The organism is Johnsonella ignava ATCC 51276 (genome assembly GCF_000235445.1).
GTDB classification, from domain to species: domain Bacteria; phylum Bacillota; class Clostridia; order Lachnospirales; family Lachnospiraceae; genus Johnsonella; species Johnsonella ignava.
In genome coordinates this window covers 166,522-184,440 of record NZ_JH378829.1, presented here as the reverse complement: position 1 = coordinate 184,440, position 17,919 = coordinate 166,522, and the positions used below count along the sequence as shown (strand labels likewise).

General features: G+C 36.9%; 16 protein-coding genes. 15 read left to right on the top strand and 1 reads right to left on the bottom strand.

All coding sequences use genetic code 11. The annotated features are described in order from the left end of the window. Positions 1 to 13 precede the first annotated feature (13 nt). The 14 genes from trxA to HMPREF9333_RS00835 all read left to right on the top strand — a co-directional run bounded on the left by trxA (position 14) and on the right by HMPREF9333_RS00835 (position 15,336). The gene (trxA, locus tag HMPREF9333_RS00900; protein ID WP_005539116.1) at positions 14 to 325 is read left to right on the top strand and encodes a thioredoxin; all 312 of its coding nucleotides are present in this window, start codon (positions 14 to 16) and stop codon (positions 323 to 325) included. 230 nt (positions 326 to 555) lie between these two features. Continuing rightward, positions 556 to 822: an IreB family regulatory phosphoprotein gene (locus HMPREF9333_RS00895; protein WP_005539115.1), complete on the top strand. Its 267-nt coding sequence runs from the start codon at positions 556 to 558 to the stop codon at positions 820 to 822. Between the two features lie 236 nt (positions 823 to 1,058). Further along, the gene (ruvX, locus tag HMPREF9333_RS00890) at positions 1,059 to 1,484 is read left to right on the top strand and encodes a Holliday junction resolvase RuvX (protein ID WP_005539114.1); all 426 of its coding nucleotides are present in this window, start codon (positions 1,059 to 1,061) and stop codon (positions 1,482 to 1,484) included. Between the two features lie 33 nt (positions 1,485 to 1,517). Next, complete coding sequence (locus HMPREF9333_RS00885; RefSeq protein ID WP_005539113.1) at positions 1,518 to 1,898, top strand: DUF1292 domain-containing protein; 381 nt, start codon at positions 1,518 to 1,520, stop codon at positions 1,896 to 1,898. A 108-nt stretch (positions 1,899 to 2,006) separates the two neighbouring features. Then, positions 2,007 to 4,187, top strand: a complete 2,181-nt coding sequence (locus tag HMPREF9333_RS00880) for a ribonuclease J (protein ID WP_005539112.1) — start codon at positions 2,007 to 2,009, stop codon at positions 4,185 to 4,187. A gap of 55 nt (positions 4,188 to 4,242) precedes the next feature. Further along, on the top strand, positions 4,243 to 5,052 hold the full coding sequence (locus tag HMPREF9333_RS12070; protein ID WP_005539110.1) for an endolytic transglycosylase MltG: 810 nt from the start codon (positions 4,243 to 4,245) through the stop codon (positions 5,050 to 5,052). Positions 5,053 to 5,058: 6 nt separating this feature from the next. Further along, positions 5,059 to 5,844: an O-methyltransferase gene (locus HMPREF9333_RS00870; RefSeq protein ID WP_005539109.1), complete on the top strand. Its 786-nt coding sequence runs from the start codon at positions 5,059 to 5,061 to the stop codon at positions 5,842 to 5,844. Between the two features lie 112 nt (positions 5,845 to 5,956). Further along, positions 5,957 to 7,207, top strand: a complete 1,251-nt coding sequence (locus HMPREF9333_RS00865) for a peptidase U32 family protein (protein WP_005539107.1) — start codon at positions 5,957 to 5,959, stop codon at positions 7,205 to 7,207. A gap of 77 nt (positions 7,208 to 7,284) precedes the next feature. Then, positions 7,285 to 8,109, top strand: a complete 825-nt coding sequence (locus tag HMPREF9333_RS00860; protein ID WP_005539106.1) for a YdcF family protein — start codon at positions 7,285 to 7,287, stop codon at positions 8,107 to 8,109. Between the two features lie 73 nt (positions 8,110 to 8,182). Next, positions 8,183 to 11,215, top strand: coding sequence for an insulinase family protein (locus tag HMPREF9333_RS00855; RefSeq protein WP_005539104.1), 3,033 nt, complete (start codon positions 8,183 to 8,185; stop codon positions 11,213 to 11,215). A gap of 3 nt (positions 11,216 to 11,218) precedes the next feature. Continuing rightward, positions 11,219 to 12,157, top strand: a complete 939-nt coding sequence (era, locus tag HMPREF9333_RS00850) for a GTPase Era (RefSeq protein ID WP_005539103.1) — start codon at positions 11,219 to 11,221, stop codon at positions 12,155 to 12,157. A 14-nt stretch (positions 12,158 to 12,171) separates the two neighbouring features. Further along, positions 12,172 to 12,822: a DNA repair protein RecO gene (gene recO / locus HMPREF9333_RS00845; protein WP_005539102.1), complete on the top strand. Its 651-nt coding sequence runs from the start codon at positions 12,172 to 12,174 to the stop codon at positions 12,820 to 12,822. A gap of 241 nt (positions 12,823 to 13,063) precedes the next feature. Further along, complete coding sequence (locus HMPREF9333_RS00840; RefSeq protein WP_005539100.1) at positions 13,064 to 13,675, top strand: hypothetical protein; 612 nt, start codon at positions 13,064 to 13,066, stop codon at positions 13,673 to 13,675. Between the two features lie 284 nt (positions 13,676 to 13,959). Continuing rightward, the gene (locus tag HMPREF9333_RS00835) at positions 13,960 to 15,336 is read left to right on the top strand and encodes a glycine--tRNA ligase (RefSeq protein ID WP_040882069.1); all 1,377 of its coding nucleotides are present in this window, start codon (positions 13,960 to 13,962) and stop codon (positions 15,334 to 15,336) included. 126 nt (positions 15,337 to 15,462) lie between these two features. On the opposite strand, the gene HMPREF9333_RS00830 is transcribed toward HMPREF9333_RS00835, so the two are convergent. Then, on the bottom strand, positions 15,463 to 16,560 hold the full coding sequence (locus HMPREF9333_RS00830; RefSeq protein ID WP_005539097.1) for a peptidylprolyl isomerase: 1,098 nt from the start codon (positions 16,558 to 16,560) through the stop codon (positions 15,463 to 15,465). Positions 16,561 to 16,893: 333 nt separating this feature from the next. Between HMPREF9333_RS00830 and HMPREF9333_RS12065 the strand changes: the two genes are divergently transcribed. Beyond that, positions 16,894 to 17,727, top strand: coding sequence for a L,D-transpeptidase family protein (locus HMPREF9333_RS12065; protein ID WP_005539095.1), 834 nt, complete (start codon positions 16,894 to 16,896; stop codon positions 17,725 to 17,727). Positions 17,728 to 17,919 lie beyond the last annotated feature (192 nt).

Here is a 17,919-nt window from a genome sequence, read left to right as displayed (position 1 = left end):
GGAGGAATATATAATGTCAGCATTACAGGTAACAGTTGAAAATTTTGAGCAGGAGGTTCTTAAATCAGAGGTTCCGGTAATAGTGGATTTTTGGGCTTCATGGTGCGGTCCGTGTCAGGCACTGCTTCCGGTTATTGAAGAACTTGCAGGTGAAGCGGACGGTTTTAAAGTGGTTAAGGTCAATATAGATGATTCAGCCGAGCTTGCAAAGAAATATAGAGTTATGTCGGTACCTACATTGATTGTATTTAAAAACGGTGAGGCTGTTAAAAGATCTGTAGGTGTGATCCCTAAAGATGAGATTATAGAACTTATAAATGCATAATAGCCGTTATTGTAAAGTATAATATATTATTGTATTGTAATATATAGTATATTTTTATTTGTACCGCTGCTGTCTTATAAATTTAAGTATGGCAGCGGTATTTTGGCATTGTAAGAGTGGTTACGTTATTTTAAAAATTAAAAAAAATTAGATATTTTGTAAGAAATATCATCTTGCCGAAATGTCTGACTTCGTATAGAATGTTGAGGTAAAAGAGAGGCGTGGATAACATGGAAGATTACAAGAGAAATACGGTGTTTTTTGATACTGTAACAGAAAATAAGAAAGATGTCGGGGATGTTTTGGCAGAGGTTTATATGGCTCTTTCAGAGAAGGGATATAAGCCGATAAATCAGATTGTCGGTTATATTATGTCAGGAGATCCTACATATATTACAAGCTATAAAGGTGCAAGGAGTCTTGTAGTAAAGGTTGAAAGGGACGAGATTTTAGAAGAACTTTTAAAGAGCTATATAAAAAATAAGTTTAGGAAATGATAGCTGCCGGTATGCAGCCGGCAGCCGTTTAACCGTTTGTTTGCCGTTTAATTATTTGAATTTTAATATGCCTTGTAAAACCATGTGAAACAGCCGTCAGGGCTTTGGTCATTACAATAAAATGTAAGATAAAGCGGATAGTTGACCTGAAAGGGGTCAGCTTATTTTTTAATTTAAATTTATTAATAAAAATTTTATGTGTTTTTATGCTTATATTGCCGATGAGGAGGAAATATATGCGTCTTATGGCTCTTGATTACGGTTTTGCCACGGTAGGCGTTGCGGTCAGTGATGAACTTGGTATCGCAGCTATGCCGCTTGAGACAATAGTTAGAAAAAATAAAAATAAATTGCGCAAAACCCTTGCACGTATAGAAAATATTATACATGAAAGAGAAACGGAGCTTATAGTATTAGGTAAGCCTCTTAATATGGACGGCAGCGAAGGTGATATGGTTAAAAGTTGTAGCGAATTTAAAGAAATGCTTGAAAAAAGATGCCGTCTGCCTGTGGTTTGGCAGGATGAGAGGCTTTCAAGCCATGAAGCACGGGAGATACTTGTAGCAGGCGGTATTAAAGAAAGACACGAAATCAAAAAGAATATTGACAGCATTGCGGCGGCTATTATACTAAAAGAATATATGGCAATTTCAGGAAAGTAAATGTGCTGCTGTAAAATAAAAAAGGGAGGGAATATGACAGAAAAAGACCGTAGGGGTGGAAGTAACGGAGAGAAAAAGGAACATATGAGTTTTGTTGACAGGATACAGAATTTTGCAAAGAAAGATAAGGACAGTGTAAAAAGCGGCAGAGGCAAGATTACCATGGTTGATGAGGAAGGTGGCAGGATTGAGCTGTATGTGGTTGAAGAAACGAAGCTAAACGGCATGTATTATCTGCTTGTTACTGAAGCGCCTGAAGACGAGGACGGTGAATGTTATATTATGAGGGATTGCTCAAATGACGGTGATGAGGAAGCAAGCTATATGATGGTGGATAATGAAACTGAAGCGGAACATGTATTTACGGTTTTTGAAAAGCTTATGGAAAATCAGGATATAGATCTTGAAAGGTAGTCTTATTTTTATAAATATTAAAAATGAAATGGAGGAATTTAATTGAACGAGAAAGAAACAAAAAATCCGTTAGAAGCAATAAAACGTCTTAAAGCATTGCAGATAAATATGAATAAAGAATTAAAGTCGGAAAATTTATCAGATAATTATACAGAAGATGCTGATACATTATCGGAACAAAATGATATACAGGAATCGGAAAAATCTGATACAGATACTGCATCTAAGGCAAAAAAGGTAAGGAGCAAAAAGACTCCAAGTCTTATGGAGATAGCTTATGAGGCGGAACAGGAAAAAGGACTTAAGGATTCAGGTGATAGTGAGCTTGAAAAAATTCTTGAAAAAACACCGCAGGATGAACTTATAGATAATTTTTTTGACAGTATAAATCCTGCAAAGAAAAAAACAACCAAAAAAAATACTTCATCAGCTTCCTCAAGTAAAACTGCCGCAAAAAAGGCATCGGTAATCAGCATGGCTGAGAAAGAGGAGCATGAAGACATACTTCTTAAAACTTTAAGGAGTATAGACGGTCCTTCAGCTCCTGCCTCAAAAAGTACACTTTCAAGCATACTTTCCGGTGAAACCGTGATAGAGCCTAAAAAAACAAGAGGCAGAAAGCCTAAGGCACCTAAAAAAGTGAAGATAATACCGCTTGGAGGACTTGAACAGATAGGCATGAATATAACCGCATTTGAATATGAGGACAGTATAATAGTTGTCGACTGCGGATTGGCATTTCCAAGTGATGATATGCTGGGCATAGATCTGGTAATTCCTGATGTAAGCTACCTTAAAGAAAATTATTTAAAGGTTAAAGGTTTTTGTATAACACATGGCCATGAGGATCATATAGGTTCACTCCCGTATATATTAAAGCAGCTAAATGTTCCGGTTTACGGTACCAGACTTACACTGGCACTTATAAATAAAAAGCTGGTTGAACACGGCATAGACAGGACTTCAACGCTTGTGGAGGTAAAATACGGTCAGACTGTTGAGCTTGGGGATTTTAAGGTTGAATTTATAAAGACAAATCATTCTATAGCGGATTCCGCTGCACTTGCAATATTTTCACCGGCAGGTATTATATTTCATACAGGCGATTTTAAGATTGACTATACTCCGGTATTTGGTGAATCCAATGATCTTCAGAGGATGGCTGAGATAGGCAAACAGGGCTGTCTTGCAATGCTGTGTGAGTCAACAAATGCTATAAAACCCGGTTTTACAATGTCTGAAAGAACTGTAGGTAAGACATTTGATCTTCTTTTTGCAGAACATCGTAATAAAAGAATACTTGTTGCGACCTTTGCATCAAATGTTGACAGAGTACAGCAGATAATAAACACTGCCTATAAACATGACAGAAAAGTTGTTGTAGAAGGCAGGAGTATGGTGAATGTAATAGGCGTGGCAGGAGAGCTCAATTATATAAGTATACCTGAGGGTACACTTATAGACATAGATCACCTTAAGGATTATCCGCCTGAAAAAACGGTTATAATAACTACCGGAAGTCAGGGCGAAAGTATGGCTGCTCTTTCACGTATGTCATCATCACTTCATAAAAAGGTAACTATAACATCCGAAGATGTTGTGATTATGAGCTCATCCCCTATACCCGGCAATGAAAAGGCTGTAAATAAGGTTATAAATGAACTTTCAATAAAGGGGGCTGAGGTTATATTCCAGGATACGCATGTTTCAGGGCATGCATGTCAGGAGGAAATAAAACTTATGTATTCGCTTTTAAGACCTAAATATTCACTGCCTATACATGGTGAGTACAGACATAGGCTTGCGCAAAGAGGCATAGCTGAAGCTATGGGTATGGCAAGGGAAAATGTGCTTATAATGTCATCAGGTGATGTGGTTGAAGTCAGTGAAAAGTCATGTGAGGTAGTAAATCATGTTGAAGCGGGAGGTATATTTGTAGACGGTCTTGGAATAGGAGATGTAGGAAATATAGTATTAAGAGACAGACAAAACCTTGCTCAAAACGGTATAATAATAGTTGCGATGTCGCTTGAGAGAGGTACTAACAGACTGCTTTCAGGACCTGATATAATATCAAGAGGGTTTGTGTATATACGGGAATCAGGCGATCTTATAAGCGAGGCGGAAGAAGTTGTCAGAAATGCCGTCAGAGACTGCCTTTCAGCTGAGGTAAATGACTGGATTAAGATTAAATCAATAACCAGGGATGCACTCAGTGATTTTCTTTGGAAAAAAATAAAGAGAAATCCTATGATACTGCCTATAATTATGGATGTACATGACAGATAATTAATAAAATTATTTCCATTGTATTATCTGCCATAATGAAAGGAACTTATATGGTATGAGCAGAAATAGTAAAGGTATAGACAATGTTACAAAAAATGTAATAAAGGTATCAATGAGGCTTATAATATATGCCCTTATGATACTGGTTATGATTAAAGGCGCTACAATGGCGTATTCATTTGGACATGGGATATTTTATGCTGCATCGGTTGAGCCTCCGCCCGGCAGGGATATTGAAGTCAGCATACCTGAAAATATTAGTACTGCCTCAGCCGCAGACATGCTTAAACAAAAGGGATTAATAGTAAGTAAATTTTCCTTTGAGGTTCAGGCAAAATTTTTTGAGTACAAAATAAAGCCGGGTAATTATATACTTAATACATCACAGACATCAAGACAGATCCTTGATATACTTAATGTAGGACCTGAGGAGAAAAAGGAGACTGCCCCTGGGCCTGAGGGGCAACAGGCAAACGGCTCAACTGAAACAAAAGTTGAGCAGCTGCCGACTCCTGAAGCGGCTGAAACACTTACACCTTCTCCAGAAGGGCAGGATGTGCCGGAAGGTGCGGCACATGCGGAAACCTCTGCAAAAAAGACAAAATCAGGCACCAAGGCTGCACAGAAAAAGAAAGAAAGTCAGACAGGAAAGACTTCACAGAAAGCAGAAAGTACTTCAAAGGCTTCGCAAAAATCAGAAGGTACTTCAAAGGCTTCACAAAAGTCGGAGGGGGCATCAAACAGCAAAACCAAAAGCACTGAGGCTGCCAAAACCTCGGCTGCTCAAAAGGCTTCTGAAAAAAAATCCGTTAAAAAGTCTAATAAAAAATCAAATACGACTACTTCAAAAAAGGCGGGAAACTAAACTGATATGGATTATGATAAATACTATAACAGGCGTCTTGGCGATTATATAGACCTGCTTTCCGATAAAAATTCGGAATTTTGTGAAAGTATAAGAAGATATGCACTTGACAGTAATGTGCCGGTGGTTAAAAGATGTACCGAACTTTTTTTAAAAAATATTCTGTACATTAAAAGACCGCTTAAGATTCTTGAGATAGGGACCGCCATAGGCTATTCAGCAGTTATGATGGCAGAAACGCTTGAGAGTATGGGTATTATTAAAAAGTGTGATGACTCTGTATGCGATTTAATGCGGGATATACCTAAAAAGGATATTTTTATGACAAAAGATTTAGAGGATGATTTTTTAAGTGTATCCAAGAGAGCCATAACTACCATTGAGAAATATGAAAAACGCATACCATATGCAGAGAAAAATATTAAAGAGTCGGGCTTTGCCGGCAGTATCAATTTTATTTGTGCTGATGCAGGCAAGGCTCTTTTGCAGTTAAAGGAGCATGGAGTAAAGTATGATTTCATATTTATGGACGGTGCAAAGGCACAGTATATAAACTGGCTGGAGCAGTCAATAGATTTATTAAATACAGGCGGCATAATATTTGCAGATAATGTACTCTGGGAAGGTATCATAATTGAGTCAAGATTTGCCGTTAAAAGACGGGACAGGTGTATACACTCAAGGCTTAGGCAGTATCTTTATGCAATAACACATGACAAGAGGCTTAAAAGCAGTATAATACCTGTCGGAGACGGGGTGGCACTCAGCGTTTATAATGGTGCTGATGTTTAAAGACATAAAATTAATATTTATAAAATACAACATAATGATGTAGGTGTCAAAAGTGTTTGACACTTGTATCACATAATATATTTATTCAGAAAGTAGTGGAATTGGTATAAATTTGGAATTTAGTAATAGAAAAAAAAGAGCGCCTGAACTGCTTGTTCCGGCAGGAAGTCTTGATGTGCTTAAGACTGCGGTAAATTACGGGGCTGATGCCGTATATATAGGCGGGGAGGCTTTCGGACTCAGAGCCAAGGCAAAAAATTTCAGTTTTGAAGATATGGCTGAGGGCATATCATATGCACATGAGAGAGGGAAACGGGTATTTGTTACGGCAAATATACTTGCACATAATGATGACCTTGAAGAAGCGGGGCGCTATTTCAGACGGCTTGGACAGATATCTCCCGACGCACTTATAATATCGGATCCGGGTATGTTTATGACTGCACGCAAGGAGCTTAAAGATATTGAAATTCACGTAAGTACACAGGCAAATAACACAAATTATGCCACCTATAATTTTTGGTGGCAGCTGGGTGCAAAACGTGTAGTTTGCGCAAGGGAACTTTCGCTTGACGAAATAATGTATATAAGAAATAATATACCTCAGGAGATGGAAATAGAGGCTTTTATACATGGTGCCATGTGTATGGCATATTCAGGAAGATGTCTTTTAAGTAATTATTTTACTGGAAGGGATGCAAACAGAGGAGAATGTACTCATCCTTGCAGGTGGAAATATTCAGTGGTTGAGGAAACAAGACCGGGGGAGGTGCTGCCTGTATATGAAAATGAGAGAGGAACCTATATATTTAACTCAAAGGATCTATGTATGATAGAGCATATCCCTCAGCTTATAGCTGCCGGCATTGACAGTTTTAAAATAGAAGGCAGGATGAAAACCGCACTTTATGTGGCAACTGTGGCAAGAACTTACAGAAACGCAATAGATGACTGCTTAAAAGATGAGAAAATTTACAAAAAAAATCTGGAACATTATAAATCGGAAATCGGTAAATGCACTTACAGAGAATTTACAACAGGATTTTTTTTCGGAAAGTCGGATAAGGATACACAGATTTATGACAGCAATACTTATGTACAGAATTATATATATATAGGTACTGTTGATAACATAGATAAAGACGGAAAATTATATTTTGAACAAAAAAACCGTTTTTTCAGGGGTGATATTCTTGAGATAATGAAAACGGATGGAAGAAATGAAAGTGCTGCCGTAATTTCAATAAGTGATACTGAGGGAAATTTTCAGGAATCGGCACCGCATCCTAAACAGAGGCTTATAGTGGAGCTTGAAAGCTGTGATATCTCTCCGGGTGATGTAATCAGGATGAAAGCTAAATAAATATATCGCTACATTGCTTTTTATTTGGCTGACAGCGAATAATTTTTAGATTATACTTAATTCTGAAAGGTATTTATATGTTTAGTTTTTTTGCCGCAGGTGCGGTGTTTTGTCTGCTTTACTGGATACTTATAAATATATATACCGGTTTTAACGTATCAGGCGGTTTTATATGGATAATTTTTACAATATTTTTTGCCATGCTTGCATTTATGATGAGAGAGTATAAACTCCATCCTAAAAAAATTCCTCTTGTAATTATAGTGGTACTTAACACGCTTACATTTACCGGGATTTTTATTTTTATGATACTTGAGCTTCTTATAGCCTCAGCCGCATTTATAAAGCCTGAACCGGGTCTTGATTATATAATTGTACTTGGTGCGAGGGTAAAACCTGATCAGAGTCTTTCAAAGTCGCTTAAATACAGAGTTGACAGGGCTGTGGCATATCTTGATGAATATCCTTCGACATATGTGGTTCTGTCAGGAGGGAAGGGCTTGGATGAGCCTGTAAGTGAGGCACAGGCTATGGCAGTATATATGGTGAATAAAGATATAAGTCCTCAAAATCTATATCTTGAGATAGAGTCTAAAAATACAAGAGAGAACATTATTTACAGCGAGGCACTTATAAAAAGAGTGATTAAAAAAAATAAGCAGGAAAATTTCGCCTATCTTGATAATACCCGGGAAGAAGTGCTTTTTGCGGAAGATAAGCCTAAGAGAATAGGTGTGGTTACAAACAGCTACCATATGCTTAGGGCACTGGCACTTGCCAATACGGGAGATATGGGTAAGGTTTATGCAATATCTGCCGGAGCGGATCCGGTGCTTTATCTGCATTTTTCATTAAGAGAATGTGCGGCATTATTAAAAGATAAATTTATGGGACATTTTTAGCGTAAAAAATAAATATAATAAATATAAAAAATAAATATAAGATATTATAAAAAATTCAGAGGTAATATAAAATATGAAATCAGATAAAATACGAATCGGTGATATTGAGAGCCTTAAAAAGCTTGAAACATATAATTTTATAAGCAGTGAATTTATAGAGGAACTTGCTTCGGAGGCAGTGCTTATGGAACATAAAAAAACAAAGGCAAGACTTTTTTTACTGCTAAATGATGATGATAATAAAGTATTTGCGGTAGGTTTTAGGACACCCGCACCTGATTCTACAGGGACTGCACATATTATTGAACATTCGGTGCTGTGCGGTTCAAGAAAATTTCCATGCAAGGATCCTTTTGTAGAGCTTGTAAAGGGATCATTAAATACATTTTTAAATGCACTTACCTATCCCGATAAAACTGTATATCCGGTAGCAAGCTGCAATGACAAAGATTTTAAAAATCTTATGGATGTATATCTTGATGCTGTATTTTATCCAAATATCTATAAAGAAGAGAAGATATTTAAACAGGAGGGATGGCATTATGAGCTTGAGACAAAGGAAGGTCCGCTTACTATAAACGGAGTTGTTTATAATGAGATGAAAGGAGTATTTTCATCTGCCGATGAAACTCTTGATCGTGCCGTAAGCAAGACACTTTTTGAAGGACACTCCTACGGTGAGGAATCAGGAGGAGATCCTGACAGGATTCCGGAACTTACATATAAGGCTTTTCTTGAATTTCATTCATTATACTATCATCCATCAAACTCATTTATCTACCTGTACGGAGATATGAATATGGAAGAGAGGCTTACATGGCTTGATAGGGAATATCTCTCAAAATTTGATTATAAAGAAGTTGATTCAGCTATAAAACCTGTTAAAAAATGGGATAATAATACACTTATTTCAAAGGAATATAATTATTCCATACTTGAAAGCCAGAGTATGGAAAATGCGACATATCTTTCACTGCATACTGTTGTAGGGGGAGAGCTTGAGCCTGAAAAGTACATGGCTTTTAAGATACTTGAATATGTACTTTTAAACGTACCCGGAGCAGTTTTAAGAGAGGCACTTATTGATGCGGGTATAGGAGAGGATATCTATGGCGGCTATAATTACGGCATAAGTGAGCCTTATTTTTCAGTAATTGCAAAAAATTCGGATGCCTCACGGAAAGAGGAATTTCTTGCAGTTATAAAAGGTGTACTTAGAAAGCTGGCAGATGAAGGACTTGATAAAGAGGTCTTAAGGGCGGCAGTCAATATATACGAATTTAAGGCACGTGAAGCGGATTTCGGCAGTTATCCGAAGGGGCTTATATACGGTCTTTCATCATTTGATTCATGGCTTTACGGCGGTTCACCTCTTATACATTTAAAGTATTCAAAAGTATTTGAGAAGCTTAAAAGCGGTATTGACAGCGGATATTTTGAACAACTTATAAAAGACTGTCTCCTTGATAATGCTTATGAGGCATTTATAATGCTTTCACCTAAAAAAGAACTTACAAAGCAAAAAGAAGAAGAACTTGCAAAAAAACTTAAGCAGCTTAAGGCAGGTCTCTCAGAAAGGGAGATTGAAAATATTATAGAAGAAACGAAAGAACTTAAGCGCTATCAAAGCGAGCCGTCAAAACCTGAGGATCTTCTTAAAATTCCGATGCTTACCAGAAGTGATATTAAAAAAGAGGCTGACAGACCTGTATGGGCTGTAAAAGAAATTAAGCTTAAAGCTGCAGGCAGTGATGCAGCTGCAGAAAATAAATATAATATAATCCACAGCGATATATTTACTTCAGGTATAGCTTATATTAAATTTATGTTCAGTGCAGATGATATGAATGAAAAAGAACTTTTATATCTTTCACTTTTAAAAGAGGTGCTTGGCTATATAGATACTGAAAGTTATACTTATTCATCACTTTCAACTGAGATTAACTTAAACAGCGGCGGAATATGGTTCTCACTTGATCCGTACAGTATAGAATCGGAGGATTTAAATAAAAATGATGATATAAGAATTATATTTTCAGTAAATTCCAAAATACTTTATGATAAATATGCATGGCTTGGAAGTATAGTTCCTGAAATCCTTTTAAATTCAAAGCTTAATGATAAAAAAAGGCTTAAGGATATAGTGCTTGAGGTCAAGGCGAGAGTTAAGGAAAGACTGCTTGGTGCAGGTCATATAACCGCACTTACAAGAGCCGGTTCACATATATCGAAGCTTTCATATTTTAATGATATAATAAAGGGGATAAGGTACTATGCTTTCCTTGATAGCCTTTCATCCGACTTTGAAGCACAATCGGATGAGCTGGTAAATATGCTTAAAGGTCTTTCATCCAGGATATTTAATACAGATAATTTAAGTTTCCATATAACCTGTGATGATGACAAACATTTTATAAAAACACTTGAAGCTGTAAATAAATTGCTGCCGGGAGCTCTGGTAAAAAATGACGGCAAGTTAAGTGCCGGTAAATCTGAAAATAAAAGCAGCCTTAAATTTACCAAGGATTTCGAGAGAGAGGCGTTTACTTCAGCCTCAATGGTAAATTATGTTGCAAGAGTGGGAAGCTTTAAGGCTCACGGATTTGACTATACAGGAGTGCTGAGAGTGCTTAAGGTGCTGTTAAGCTATGATTATCTTTGGAATAATGTGCGTGTAAAGGGCGGTGCATACGGCTGTTTTGCTATGTTTTTAAGAAACGGAAGCTCAGGTTTTTCTTCATACAGAGATCCTAATATACAAAAGACTGATGATATTTATAAGAAAACCGTAGACTTTGTCAAAAACTTTGATGCTGATGAAAGAGAGATGACCAAGGCGGTAATAGGTGCCATAAGTGATCTTGATGCCGTGCTTACACCTTATTTAAAAGGTCTTAAGGGGCTTAATTCTTATCTGAGCGGTATAGACTTTGAGCTTTTACAAAAGGAGAGAGAGCAGGTGCTGAGTACAAAAAGTGCTGATATAAGAGCACTTGCAGGTATTATTGAAGCTGTTTTGTCAGACAATGTAATATGTGCGGTGGGTAATGAAGGGCTTATAAAGAAAGAAGCTGCTATATTTGACAGTATTAAGGAGCTATATTAACAAGTGGAAGAAAAAAAATCAGGTTTTGCGGTTCTCATAGGCAGACCGAATACAGGTAAGTCAACTCTTATGAACCGGCTTATAGGTCAAAAAATTGCTATAATGTCGGACAAACCGCAGACTACAAGAAAAAGGATACGGACAGTATATACTGATGAAAGAGGACAGGTTGTTTTTTTAGATACTCCGGGTATACATAAGCCTAAAAATAAGCTTGGAACATATATGGTTGAGTCTGCATTAAGAACTGTAAATGATGCAGATATCATAATATGGATTGTTGAGGCTTCCGAATATATAGGAGAGAGGGATATACAGATATCACAGCTTTTAAAAGCTGCTAAAAAACCTGTGATACTTGCCGTAAACAAAATAGACCTGCTTAATAAAAACTCGGGGAATAAAAATAATTCTGCTGAAACGGCAGGCGAAAAGCTTATAAGGATAATCGACAAGTATAATGGATTGTTTGAATTTGCCGAGATTGTACCGTTGTCCGCATTAAAATCCGATAATGTGGAAAAGCTTATGGAACTGATATTTAAATATCTGCCTGTCGGACCTATGTATTATGATGAAGATACCGTAACCGACCAGAGTGTAAGACAGATAGCGGCTGAGATAATAAGGGAAAAGGTGCTTAAGGTGCTTTCAGATGAAGTGCCTCACGGTACTGCGGTTGATATAATCCTTATGAAGGACAGAAAAAGTAAAGATTTGATTGACATAGATGCCGAGATAGTGTGTGAGAAAGAATCTCATAAGCTTATAATCATAGGAAAAGGCGGCAGGATTATAAAAAAAATAGGTATGCTTGCAAGGGCGGATATAGAAGATATGTGTGAAAAACAGGTTAATTTAAAACTCAGAGTTAAGGTACGCAAAAACTGGAGAGATTCCGATATACAGCTTAAAAGCTTCGGATATGATGTTTTTGAATAGGAGATTTTGTAAAATTGAAAGCGGCTGTGGAGCTTACGGGTATAATAATAAAGTCAATTCCGACAGGTGAATATGACAGGAGGATAACCCTTATAACTAAAGAAAGGGGAAAGGTGTCAGGGTTTGTAAGAGGTGCAAGGCGGCAGGGCAGCACTCTTTTGGGAAATACAATACCGTTTGTTTACGGAAATTTTAAATTCTATGAGACAAAAGATGCTTTAAATCTTTATTCTGCCGATATACACAGATATTTTGAAGAGATACGTTCTGATATACGCAGAACCTGTTACGGAAGCTATTTTCTTGAGCTTGCCGATTACTACGGCAGAGAGTATATACATGAGCGGGAAACTCTCAAACTCCTTTATATGTCTCTGATTGCACTTACAAAGGAATCAATACCGCATAAGCTTACAAGGCGTATATTTGAACTGAGAATAATGGTTATAAACGGTGAGTATGATTCAATGCCTGGCGGGCTGAAATGTGGCGGAGCAAAATATGCGTGGCAGTTTATAATTAATACGGACATATCAAAACTATATACTTTTAATTTAAGTGATGAGGCATTTGAACAGATAGAAGAATGTATTGATAATATGATACAAAGGTTTATAGACAGACCGATGAATTCACTTGAGGTGCTTAAGACGGTTTGCAGCTGATATTTCAGTATGCCGGGAGGGAAATTTGCAGCAGGCACTTAAGTGCAGTAACTGTGTGCAGGTTATATCTGACTACTCTCAGGCTTAATAGGGTTTAGAGTATTTTGATATTTACATTATTCTTGAAATGAGCACTTAAAGGTTGTATAATTTATACCCAGTGTTTAAAATGTATTTAACAAGATACTGCTTGACAGAATCTTTGTAAAATTAAGTAAAATTAAAGAATGGAAGAATACAGATGATGTATATGAAAGGGAAAAAAAGATTTTATGGAGTGATTTTGACGTTTTTCGTATTTTCGGTATTTTTAGTGCTTTCCGGCTGCGGTAAAAAACAGACCGGCGAGTTTAAACCGAATGAAAATTCTATTTACATAAAAAGGGACGGTACTTTAGAGTCTGCTATTATAAGCGGTTCTCAGCAGACATATTATAATGTCGATGCCCTTAAAGCATTTGTTCAAAAAGAGATAGATGAGTATAATGTAAAAAAAGGTGCACAGGCGGTAAGTATAGTTTCTGCTGAGATTAACAATAATATAATCAAGCTTATACTTTCATATTCGGATGCGAATTCAATGATTGAATTTGCACAGACTACACAAGATGATACATTAAATATAACTTCAGCCAGCATAATGAGTATGAAGGATGCGCAGGCGGCAGGTCTTACACAGGGTCTTTCACCGGATGCGGCAAAAAAGAAATCCGCATATATTGCAGTTATTGACGGTACGGGATATGTGTATACAGAGGGCAAGATCCTTTTTGCGGAGGGTAGTGCAGTTACAAAAACAAGCGATTTTACGGTTAATCTTGGCGGGGGCAGGTCATATATAGTATTTGAGTAGAATGGGGTCCGAATTTAATAAATGCCTTATTCAGGGAGCGGACCATATATAGTGTTTAAGCGGCATAAATGCCTGAGAAAAATTGATTTTCCCGATGAAGGTCATATATTATTTAGGCAACCGGAGTATATGCAGTAATAAGAGCGGTCTTTACAGGCAGCCTGTAATCATAAAAACTGTAGATTTTGGAGGAAAATATAATGGGAAATAATATCGGTAATGATAAAGATGATTTGAAAAACAGCAATGCAGATGCCACCGAAAATAAAACAGTAAATTATAGCATGGAGAGGATAAGTGCACTTGCAAAGTCGAGGGGCTTTGTATATCCGGGTTCTGAGATTTACGGAGGATTGGCAAATACATGGGATTACGGCAACCTTGGTGTTGAACTTAAAAATAATATAAAAAAGGCGTGGTGGCAGAAATTTATACAGGAATCTCCTTATAATGTGGGTGTTGACTGTGCTATACTTATGAATCCGCAGACATGGGTTGCTTCAGGTCATATAGGAAGCTTCTCGGATCCTCTTATGGATTGTCGTGCATGTCATGAACGTTTCAGAGCGGATAAGCTTATAGAAGACTATATGCAGGAGAATGGTATAAGTCATGAAGGAAGTATTGATGCATGGTCAAATGAGCAGATGAAGGCGTATGTAGATGAAAATGCCATAGCCTGTCCTGTATGCAAAAAAAAGGACTGGACCGATATAAGACAGTTTAATCTTATGTTTAAAACATTTCAGGGGGTTACCGAGGATGCAAAAAATACGGTATATCTGCGTCCTGAAACGGCACAGGGAATTTTTGTAAATTTTAAAAATGTACAAAGAACTTCAAGGAAAAAATTGCCTTTCGGTATAGGGCAGATTGGAAAATCATTTAGAAATGAGATAACTCCGGGTAATTTTACATTTAGGACAAGAGAATTTGAACAGATGGAGCTTGAGTTTTTCTGTAAACCGGGTACAGATATTGAATGGTTTTCTTACTGGAGGCAGTATTGTGTAGACTGGTTAAAAACTCTTGGAATAAAAGAAGATAAGATGAGGTGCAGGGATCATGAACAAGATGAACTGTGCTTTTACAGTAAAGCCACCACGGATATAGAATTTCTTTTTCCGTTCGGTTGGGGCGAACTGTGGGGTGTAGCGGACAGGACCGATTATGATCTTTCGCAGCATCAGAATTTGTCAGGTGAGGATCTTACTTATTTTGATGACGAAACCCAGCAAAGATATATCCCCTATGTTATAGAACCCTCACTTGGTGCTGACAGAGTAACGCTTGCATTCCTTTGTGCGGCGTATGACGAAGAAAAGCTTGAGGACGGAGAGATAAGGACGGTGCTGCATTTTCATCCGGTTATAGCACCTGTAAAGATAGGTATATTGCCGCTTTCAAAGAAGCTTAATGATGGAGCTTATAAAATATATGAAGAGATGAGCCGGTTTTACAACTGTGAATTTGATGACAGAGGCAATATAGGAAAAAGATACAGGAGACAGGATGAGATAGGAACGCCGTTTTGCATAACCTATGATTTTGATTCTGAAACTGACAACTGTGTAACAGTAAGAGAAAGGGACAGCATGGAGCAGGTAAGAATTGCCATATCGGAACTGAAATCATATTTTGAGGAAAAATTTATATTTTAAAATAATATGCCGCAAAAGCACTTCGACTGAATTGTTTTTGCGGCATTAGGCATTATTACAGGCTTAAATTAATATACTTATAAATATTTACAATCTTTATAGCCGTATTGTTTAGTGATAAAATTCTTATCTGTATTTCTGAAATTCTATTTTCTGTATTTTTACAGGATTTTCAACCGGTGCATCATTTTTATCGGTTTCCTGAGCTGCAATTTTTTCAACTACATCCATTCCCTCATAAACTTGACCCAGTACCGTATATCTTCCGTCAAGTTCAGGAAGTCCGCCTACCTCTTTATATTTTTCCTCAACATTTGCAGGAAGTGATGTATTAGGAAAGACAGATTCATTTACATTTTTTTTCTGAACTATATAGAACTGATTTCCATTTGTATGCGGACCGTTGTTTCCGAGGCATAGTGCTCCGTTAAAGTTATAAAGTCCCTTATGCACTTCATCTTCAAAAAAACCGTTATATATTGATTTTGATTCATCACCTGAACCGTCAAGAGCACCGCCCTGTATTACAAAATCTTTTATTACTCTTGCAAATGGTGTACCGTTATAAAATCCCTGTTTGGAAAGCTCAATCCAGTTTTTGACAGCCACAGGTGCCTGTTCAGGGAAAAGTCTCATCTTTATAACACCTGCATCAGTGGTCATAATACATACCTGCTCGCCTCTTTTAGGTTTTTCAAGCTGTATGAGCTTTACATCGCTTACATCTATGCCTTTGTCGCTCCATATTATCTTATAAATTTTCCATTTTATACCATTTGCATCACCAAGTCTTGCCATATGCATAAGTACGGTGTGTTCGATAGTTTTAGCCCCCTCTTTTACACGGAATGTCAACTTAAATATTCCACGCAGGTCATTATATTCATCCGTACCGCTTACCTGGTTAAGGATATCCATCTTTGTATGTACGTAGGTGAGTTCCTTTTTTTCATAAGGTCTGAAAAACTCCCTAATGGTTTCTTTTTCATCTTCGTTGATGTCAGGAACTATATAGTCTTCTATACCCTCCTGCTTTTGTAGTGCAGATAAAAAGTTTTGAAATCTTTCTTTAAGCTCACTTTCGTCCCAGTGCCTTGACAAAAACTGAGATTTTTGGACTTCTTCTTCATATTTTTTAACATCTGCATTTGCATTAAATCCTAAAGTGGAAAAGCCCAGGGATAATGCTGACAAAAAACATAAAAATAAATAAGGTTTTTTCATGAAAGTACCCTCCTTTAATATAGAAAACATAAGATTATAGTATAAAGTATGTGCATTATAAGGTATAATAACTACATTGAACACCATACTTTTATAATATATGATAACAGAAATTATTTCATACATCAAGTGTTTTTAATATACTCAAAAACAACCTGTAATATTTATAGCGTAATATGTAATATTTTCTTAATAATTTTATTTAGATTTTCTCTGTTAAAACGGCATTAACTATGATAGAATAAAGCAGGCTTTATTTAATCAGGCATAGCTGTGTACGGTATATACGGTATTGCTATATCATAATAAGAAATAATTAAGGGTAGAAGTATAATGAATGTAACAGCATTAACAAAAGAGAATTTTTTTAAGAGCAGTATTACTGCCGATGGCATTATAGCGGGAATATCTTTGGAAAATTTAAATCCACGGAAATTGTTAATAAAGGCAGCTGCAGTTATGGCGGCATTATCGGTATTTGCAGGAAGCGGTTTTAGAGTATATGCACAGGAGGAGATCAAGGTTCCTGTATTTGACGGGGATTTATCAAATAATAACTTTGATAATAATGCAGGTCCGGGAGTATCTTCAAACCAGGGTAATGTTAAAGGTCCGGGTATACCTTCCGATATAAGCACGGGATCCGGGACTGCAGAACCTAACGGCGGCAGAGTAAGACCTAATGTAAATGTAAAGCAGGATGCGACTTATAGAATATATGTAAGCAAAAAAGGTTTAAAACTTACACTTTATGAAAACAACACTGCTATAAATCAGTGGGATTGCAGTGTAGGTGCTAATTCGGCACAGGGTGATAAGGAAACTGAAGGAGATAAAAGGACTCCTGAAGGCAAATTTTATATATGTACTAAAAATGAAAAAAGTGTATGTTATCTTTCGCTCGGGCTGTCATATCCTTCAATAGACGATGCACAGCGTGGTTATGAGCAGGGGCTTATAACGCAGGAGCAGAAAGATGAGATAATAGAGGCGGTAAATAATAAACGTCAGCCGAATTGGTATACGCCGCTTGGGGGAGAGATTATGATACATGGAGGCTATGTAAAGGGGCAGATGACAAGGGGCTGTGTAGCAGTTGCAAACGAAGTTATGGATATACTCTGGGAATATGCACAGCTCGGTATGGAGGTTGAGATAGGTCAGTAGATTGACTGAAGATATAAGTTTTAAAATAAGCTCAATTGTAGAAAGTAAATTTTCTCCGGATATTTTTTAAAAACGCCGGATCAGGCTTTTTTGAAAGTTACAGGTAGAGCTTAATTCTACAAATAGCCTTTTTTTAAAAATAATACCACTGAAGTATAAAAAAGTCTTGACCAAAATGCAAGGCTGTTGTAT